Origin of the sequence: Streptomyces globisporus (assembly GCF_003501885.1) — a bacterium.
GTDB classification, from domain to species: Bacteria; Actinomycetota; Actinomycetes; order Streptomycetales; family Streptomycetaceae; genus Streptomyces; species Streptomyces globisporus_D.
The window spans coordinates 1-6,403 of sequence record NZ_QWFA01000268.1 but is presented as its reverse complement, the minus strand read 5'-3'; the positions used below and the strand labels follow the sequence as shown (position 1 = coordinate 6,403).

General features: G+C 71.0%; 9 protein-coding genes. 2 read left to right on the top strand and 7 right to left on the bottom strand.

Annotation, left to right across the window (positions count from 1 at the left end):
• Positions 1-608 (bottom strand): TerD family protein (locus D3105_RS31390; RefSeq protein ID WP_133305731.1); only part of this gene is annotated, 608 nt, incomplete at its 3' end.
• Positions 609-729: 121 nt separating this feature from the next.
• A complete protein-coding gene (locus D3105_RS31385; protein ID WP_118906272.1) occupies positions 730-1,353 on the bottom strand; it encodes a M48 family metallopeptidase in 624 nt (207 codons plus the stop codon).
• A 236-nt stretch (positions 1,354-1,589) separates the two neighbouring features.
• On the opposite strand from D3105_RS31385, the gene D3105_RS31380 reads away from it, so the two are divergent.
• Together D3105_RS31380 and D3105_RS31375 are read left to right on the top strand one after the other, a co-directional pair.
• Entirely contained in the window at positions 1,590-2,717 is a 1,128-nt protein-coding gene (locus D3105_RS31380; RefSeq protein ID WP_118906271.1) for a ThiF family adenylyltransferase, read from the top strand.
• 64 nt (positions 2,718-2,781) lie between these two features.
• Positions 2,782-4,203: an ABC1 kinase family protein gene (locus D3105_RS31375; RefSeq protein WP_118906270.1), complete on the top strand. Its 1,422-nt coding sequence runs from the start codon at positions 2,782-2,784 to the stop codon at positions 4,201-4,203.
• A gap of 21 nt (positions 4,204-4,224) precedes the next feature.
• On the opposite strand, the gene D3105_RS31370 is transcribed toward D3105_RS31375, so the two are convergent.
• The 5 genes from D3105_RS31370 to D3105_RS31350 form a co-directional block, all read right to left on the bottom strand.
• Complete coding sequence (locus D3105_RS31370) at positions 4,225-4,473, bottom strand: hypothetical protein (protein WP_118906269.1); 249 nt, start codon at positions 4,471-4,473, stop codon at positions 4,225-4,227.
• A 102-nt stretch (positions 4,474-4,575) separates the two neighbouring features.
• Positions 4,576-4,935, bottom strand: coding sequence for a hypothetical protein (locus D3105_RS31365; RefSeq protein WP_075264344.1), 360 nt, complete (start codon positions 4,933-4,935; stop codon positions 4,576-4,578).
• On the bottom strand, positions 4,932-5,300 hold the full coding sequence (locus D3105_RS31360; protein WP_118906268.1) for a WhiB family transcriptional regulator: 369 nt from the start codon (positions 5,298-5,300) through the stop codon (positions 4,932-4,934). Before D3105_RS31360 ends, D3105_RS31365 begins: the two co-directional genes overlap by 4 nt.
• Before the next feature lie 176 nt (positions 5,301-5,476).
• Entirely contained in the window at positions 5,477-5,809 is a 333-nt protein-coding gene (locus D3105_RS31355) for a hypothetical protein (RefSeq protein WP_097875102.1), read from the bottom strand.
• Between the two features lie 176 nt (positions 5,810-5,985).
• On the bottom strand, positions 5,986-6,403 hold a 418-nt coding region (locus D3105_RS31350), incomplete at its 5' end, for an HRDC domain-containing protein (RefSeq protein ID WP_206272998.1).

The window sequence follows — 6,403 nt, the reverse complement described above, 5'->3', positions numbered from 1 at the left end:
CCGAAGGCCGGGGGCGCGGCGGCCTGGGCCGGCGGGGCGAAGCCCGGGGCGGCTGCCGCCGGGGCGGGCGGCGCCTCTTCCTCGGCGACCTCGCCGCCGAAGTTCTTCAGGAGCGCGTCGAGACCGCCGTCGAAGCCCTGCCCGACGGCGGCGAAACGCCAGACGTCCTTCAGATAGAAGTCGCCGAGCATCACCGCGCGCTCGGTGGTGAACTCCGATCCGGTGAAGGAGTAGCGCACCACTTCCTCGCCGCCCGCGACGATCCGGATGTACCCCGGGCCGATCTGGGACATCTGCCCGGCGCCGTCGAGCGTCGCGGTGAAGGAGAGCTTCTGGATGGCTGCCGGGATGCGGTCGAGCGTGACGCGGAAGGACTCGGTGTCACCGGACTGCGCACCCAGGAGCTGGATGGACTCCTCGGGCGATTTCGGCTGGTTGAAGAAAATGAAGTACCGGTCGTCGGAGAGCTGCTCGTTGGCGTCGAGGCCGAAGCAGCTGATGTCGAAAGTCAGCCCCGGAGCGGCGATCTGTACGCCTACGTACAGATCCGTCCCTGCCGTGAGATCACTGATCTTGGCCTTGTGGCCGCGTTGGAATTCCCTGGCCATGCGTAACGACCGTCCCCCATCCCGAAGGTAAATGCGTCGCGTCAGGCTAACCGCAAACAACGACATCGGACCAAGCCGGTACACACCCGGTACAGAATCGACGAACGCGAATGACCCCGGATCACTCGTCGGGGGCGGCGGGCAGCCGGGGCAGGCGCTCGGCGACCACCACACCCTCCAGGAACCCCCGGGCGCGCTCCGTGCGCGGATACGCCTCCAGCAGCCGCCAGAACTCCGGGCCATGTCCGGGGACGAGGAGATGCGCCAGCTCGTGGAGGAGCACGTAGTCGACGACGTACTCCGGCATGCCCTGCAGCCGGTGCGAGAGTCTGATGCTGCCCTCAGCGGGGGTGCACGAGCCCCAGCGGGTGTTCTGGTTGGTCACCCAGCGCACCGAGGCGGGCCTGGCGCGACCGTCGAAATACTGGGCGGACAGCCGGGCGGCACGCTCCGTGAGCTCGGTGTCGCCCAGGTGGCGCTTGCTCTCCTGGGCGGCGAGCTTGTCCAGCATCACGCCCACCCAGCGCCGCTCCTCCGCCTTCGACATCCGGGCGGGGATGAGCACGATCGTGCGGTCGCCCTCGCGGTAGGCGGAGACCGACTTCCTGCGCCGGGTGCTCCTGCGGACCTCGACCGCGCTCGTCGCCGCAGCGCGGGCCGGATGGGCTGCCGCGCTGCGCTGATGGCTTCCGGCGCTGCGCGCGGGGGTCTCCCCGGCGGAGCCGTACGAGGGGTCGGCGGGCACGCCACGACGTTACCCGCTGTCCGGGAGAGAAGTCCCGCCCCGGGTATCGGTTCGACCGCAATCCCCGGATTACCCGATGAACAGCCCGCACCTGTGGACAACTCCGCGCACGGTTCGCGGCAGGCCCGCATTCTGGCGGTGGTCCTGCGGAAAGAGAGCGGAAAGATCCAGAACTCCGCGGATCAGCAGGTCCGCGGGCGCACTCGTGCCCGTGGCATTTCCCGGGGGGAGAAATCATGTATCCGATGCTGAAGCCCGCACTGCGTCGCGCCTGGCGCGGACGGAACACCGTGCAGTTCGGTGTGACACCCGCGCATGCCGTGACGCTCGGGCCGGTGGACATCGCCACGGGGAGCTTCCTGGAACTGCTCGACGGCACGCGTGGGCTGCCGCTGCTGTACGAGGAGGCACGCGCCCTGGACCTGTCGGAACATCACGTGGACGTTCTCCTGGCCCGGTTGACGGAGGCGGGGCTCCTCGACGACCCGAGGTCGGCCGGTCCACAAGCCGATGTGCTGCGTCGTCGAGCCGAAGTGATGGACCGCCAGCGTCCCGACCTGGCCTCGCTGTCGGTCGTCCGCCCCGAGCCGGGCGGCGGGCTGCGGCGGATGGAGGCCCGGCGGGCGATGCGGGTCCAGGTGCGGGGTGCGGGCCGGGTCGGGGCGGCCATCGCCTCCGTGCTCTCCGGTGCGGGGGTGGGGCATGTGGAGGTGCTCGACGGGGGCCGGGCAGAGCCCTGGGACGTGGCACCCGGGGGCCTCCCTCCGGCGTCCGTGGGGGAACGGCGCGATGTGGCGGCCCGTCGCCTCGTCCGCCGGTCGGCGCCCGGGCCCGGCGCGGCGGAGCGCACCGGGGAGCCCGGCCTGTCCCTGATCGTCGTCGCTCCCCGGGACGGCCTCGCGGTGTACGCACCGGTCGCCGACACCGCGGGTCCCTGGATCGCCTCGGGCACTCCTCATCTCTATGCGGGCGTGATCGAGGCCACCGGGGTGGTCGGGCCGCTCGTCCTGCCCGGGGGCACCGGCTGCGCGGGGTGCCTGGAGCTGCACCGTGCGGACCGGGATCCGCAGTGGCCCCGGATGCTGGCGCAGTGGCGTTCGGGGCGGCGGGGAGCGGTGCCCGCCTGCGATCTGGGGCTCGCTACGGCGGTCGCCGGTCTGGCGGCGACGCACGCCCTGGCATTCCTGGACGGGGACCTCCCCGCCTGTACCGGAACCCGCTGGGAGGCCGCTCTACCGCTGCTGGACTGGCGCTCCGAGCAGATCGGCCCGCATGCGGACTGCTCCTGCGGGGCCGCCGGGGGCGGCGGTGCAGGGACACGGGTCTTCGGTGGCGTTCCGGCGCAGGACACAATGGCGGGGTGACCGTCGGCGCCGGAGTGACACCGGAGGCCCGAGCGGCACGGCAGTCTGGGAACTGGAGGGGCACATGTCTGATCTTCCCCGGAAGGCGGTTACGCGTACGGCCAAGCTGGCCGCGCTTCCGCTCGGCTTCGCCGGCCGTGCCACCTGGGGTCTGGGCAGGCGGATCGGCGGAAAGTCGGCCGAGCTGGTCGCCCGTGAGGTTCAGCAGCGCACGGCGGACCAGCTGTTCAAGACCCTGGGTGAGCTGAAGGGCGGGGCCATGAAGCTGGGCCAGGCCCTCTCGGTCTTCGAGTCGGCGCTCCCCGAGGAGATCGCCGGCCCCTACCGGGCCGCGCTGACCAAGCTTCAGGAGGCCGCGCCGCCGCTGCCCGCGCGCACGGTCCACGGGGTGCTCGCGGAGCGGATGGGGGAGGACTGGCGGGAGTATTTCCTGGAGTTCGAGGACACGCCGGCGGCCGCCGCCTCGATCGGGCAGGTGCACCGTGCGGTGTGGCACGACGGCCGCGTCGTCGCGGTGAAGGTGCAGTATCCCGGGGCGGGCGAGGCGCTGCTCTCCGACCTCGCCCAGCTCAGCCGCTTCGCCCGGCTGCTCGGTCCGCTGGTCCCGGGGGTGGACGTCAAGCCGTTGATCAAGGAGCTGCGCGACCGGGTGTCGGAGGAGCTGGACTACGAGCTGGAGGCGCAGGCGCAGCGGGAGCACGCGGCGGAGTTCGCGGACGACCCGGATGTGGTGATCCCTCAGGTGGTGCACCAGGCCGACCAGGTGCTGGTGACGGAGTGGATCGACGGGATCCCGCTGTCCGAGGTGATCGTGGAGGGTACGGCGGAGCAGCGGGACCGCGCGGGGCAGTTGCTGGCCCGCTTTCTCTTCTCCGGTCCGGCACGCACCGGGCTGCTGCACGCCGACCCGCATCCGGGGAACTTCCGGCTGCTGCCGCCGGCCGAGGACGCGGAGCCTCCGGAGGAGGACGTCCCGGCCGGTTCGTGGCGGCTGGGCGTGCTGGACTTCGGCACGGTCGACCGGCTTCCGGGCGGACTGCCCCAGACCATCGGCGACTCCTTGAGGATGGCGATGGAGGGCGACGCGGCCGGGGTGTACGCGCTGCTGCGCGAAGAGAACTTCGTGAAGGAGTCGATCGACCTCGACCCGGACGAGGTCCTCGACTACCTGCTTCCGATGATCGAGCCCACGCAGGTGGAGGAGTTCGTCTTCACCCGGGGCTGGATCCGTGACCAGGCGGCCCGGGTGGCGGACCCGCGCTCCCCCGCCCATCAGCTCGGCAGGCAGCTGAACCTCCCCCCGTCCTACGTCCTCATACACCGGGTGACGCTCAGCACGATCGGGGTGCTGTGCCAGCTCGGCGCGACGGTCCGGATGCGCGAAGAGCTGGAGGAGTGGCTGCCGGGGTTCCTGGCCGAGGCGACCGAGGGAGCCGAGGTACCGGAGGAGGAGGGCGAGCCGGAGGAGGAGACGGTCCAGGTGTAGGCGGGCCGGGGGCCTCCGGGGTCACCACCAGAGTGAGTCGAGGCGGCTCTCGATCGCGCGGATGTGGAGGCGGGCGCAGCTCTCGCAGAAGTGGAGACGGCGTCCGTCCTCCACGGAGCTGAGCCAGGTCACGGGGACGGTGCCGCCTTCGGCGGTGGTGCCGCCTTCGGCGGTGGTGCCGCACCGGGCGCACACCACGCTTCCCGTGGCGGGCTGCTCGGTCTGCCCGGGCTGTTCGGACTGTTCTGGGGGCTCGGTCTCCTCGTCCACCTCCTGACGATATCCCCGCGACCGGACGGCCGACAGCGCAAACGCCCCCGGGGGGGCGTCCGTGTCCGGACGGCCCCCCGGGGGCGTAATTGGCTACGCAGGTCAGTGCATGACCGCCATGGCCAGCGCGCGGCGGGCGCGCAGCGAGGCGCGCTCCGCCCGGCGCTGCATCCGGCGGGCGGCGAGCAGGCGGGCCGACTGGCGGTCCTCCTGGGCCTCCCGCAGGCGGTCGTGCATATGCGCACGTGCCAGGGCTTCTGGGATGAGTTGCATTTCGCGGGTCCTGTTCTGACGCGAGTCGTTCGCGCCGATGATGGTGACGTCGGGGGTGGCGGAGCCGACGGGCTCCTTCGTGGGGGTGATCATCGGTGCCTGATTCCGGGGGTCATGTGTGTAGGGGCGGTCGATCGTTCCGAGGCGCAGACTGCGGGTGGGGGCGGGGACCCCACAGGTCGCGGTCACGCTGCGACCGGGTTCTTGCGCGGACGGCCACGCGGACGCTTGCGGGCCACGACCACACCCTGGACGAAGAGCTCGCCGCCCCAGACGCCCCACGGCTCGCGGCGGTCCTTCGCGCCGGCGAGGCAGGCCTCGACGAGCGGGCAGGTGCGGCAGAGGGACTTGGCGTACTCGACGTCGGCGGGCGACTCGGCGAAGAAGACCTCCGGGTCGTAGGAGCGGCAGGGGACGGGCACACCGAGGTTCTCGATGGCGTCGTCGAGCGCGGTGAGCGTGGTGAGCGGGGTCAAGGTGGGGTCCTCCGTGGAGCCGGGCGGCGAGATCGGGGTGGAGAGCGGTACTGACGGGGCGTGCGTTTCGATGTGCACGGTGGGTGGTGTCCTCGTCTGGTCGTGCCGGCCTGTTGGCCGGTTGGCGGCTTCTGGTACCAGGTCCTGCTTGTCCCGAGGCTCCTTCGTTCCGTTCCGTCCGTTCGGACAAAACAAAAGGGCCGCGGATCCCGAGTGGGGTTCCGCGGCCCTGAAGGCGCCGGCCTGATGCTGGATCAGGCTGGATCACTCCAGGGTTCAGGCCCACGGAAGGCCCACATCGTGTGGTGCTTCATCTGCGTCTGCGTCTTGACTCCGGCACCGGCTGCCGCAAAGGCATAGGCCTGGGCCTGCGCTGCCTTCGCTACTGCTGCCGCCGGTGCCTCAATCGGTCGCTCATTGCGCTCCCGCGTCACGGGGAGGCTCGCCGGGGACAGCGGACGGGCGGCAGAAATGCCGGACAGACCGGTGGCGTGGAGCGAGGCAGCCGCGGAGCGGGTGAGGCCGAGCGAGCAGGCGGAGACGACCGAAAGATCGGTCATTTTCTGGGTTTCGATGATGCTGATCACTTCAATCGCCTCCTCTCGGCGTCTCATGGGACCGGCCGGGGCCGATCCTGCGTATTCGGATAAGTACAGCTAAGTACAGCACGGAGCCAGGGCTTCAGAGAAGTCGCTGTTCCCGTGGTTAAGAACCTATGGTGACGACTGGTGCGGGCGCAAACTATTTTCTGGACGAGTTTTCCTCAGGTCTCGTCGGCACCCTCCTCGGGCTCGTCACCAACCGTCCCACCTGCGCAGATGGCCAGAACGTCGGCGCCGAAGCGGCTCAACTTCCGGTTGCCGACACCGGCGATGACGACCAGCTCGCCCTCGGTGGACGGCACGGCCTCGGCGATCGCCATGAGGGTCTTCTCGGTGAAGACGCAGTAGTCGGGCTGGCCGAGCAGGGCCGCCTGGCCGGCGCGCCAGTCGTGGAGCCGCTCGTACAGCGCCTCGTCCATGTCGGAGGGGCACTCCTCGCAGCGCATCAGCTTCATCTCGCCCGCGTCCGTGAGCGTCCGGCCGCAGACCCGGCAGCGCACCGGGCTCCTGGGCTTGCGTTCGACGGCCGGGGGCCGCCCGGCCGTCGCGGTCCGGCCGGTGCCCCGGTGCGCTGCCGGG

What these genes read in the sequence shown, in the direction of transcription:
- D3105_RS31380 (WP_118906271.1), top strand. Translation starts at nt 1,590, where the DNA reads ATGTATCCGATGCTGAAGCCCGCACTGCGTCGCGCCTGGCGCGGACGG.
- D3105_RS31375 (WP_118906270.1), top strand. Translation starts at nt 2,782, where the DNA reads ATGTCTGATCTTCCCCGGAAGGCGGTTACGCGTACGGCCAAGCTGGCC.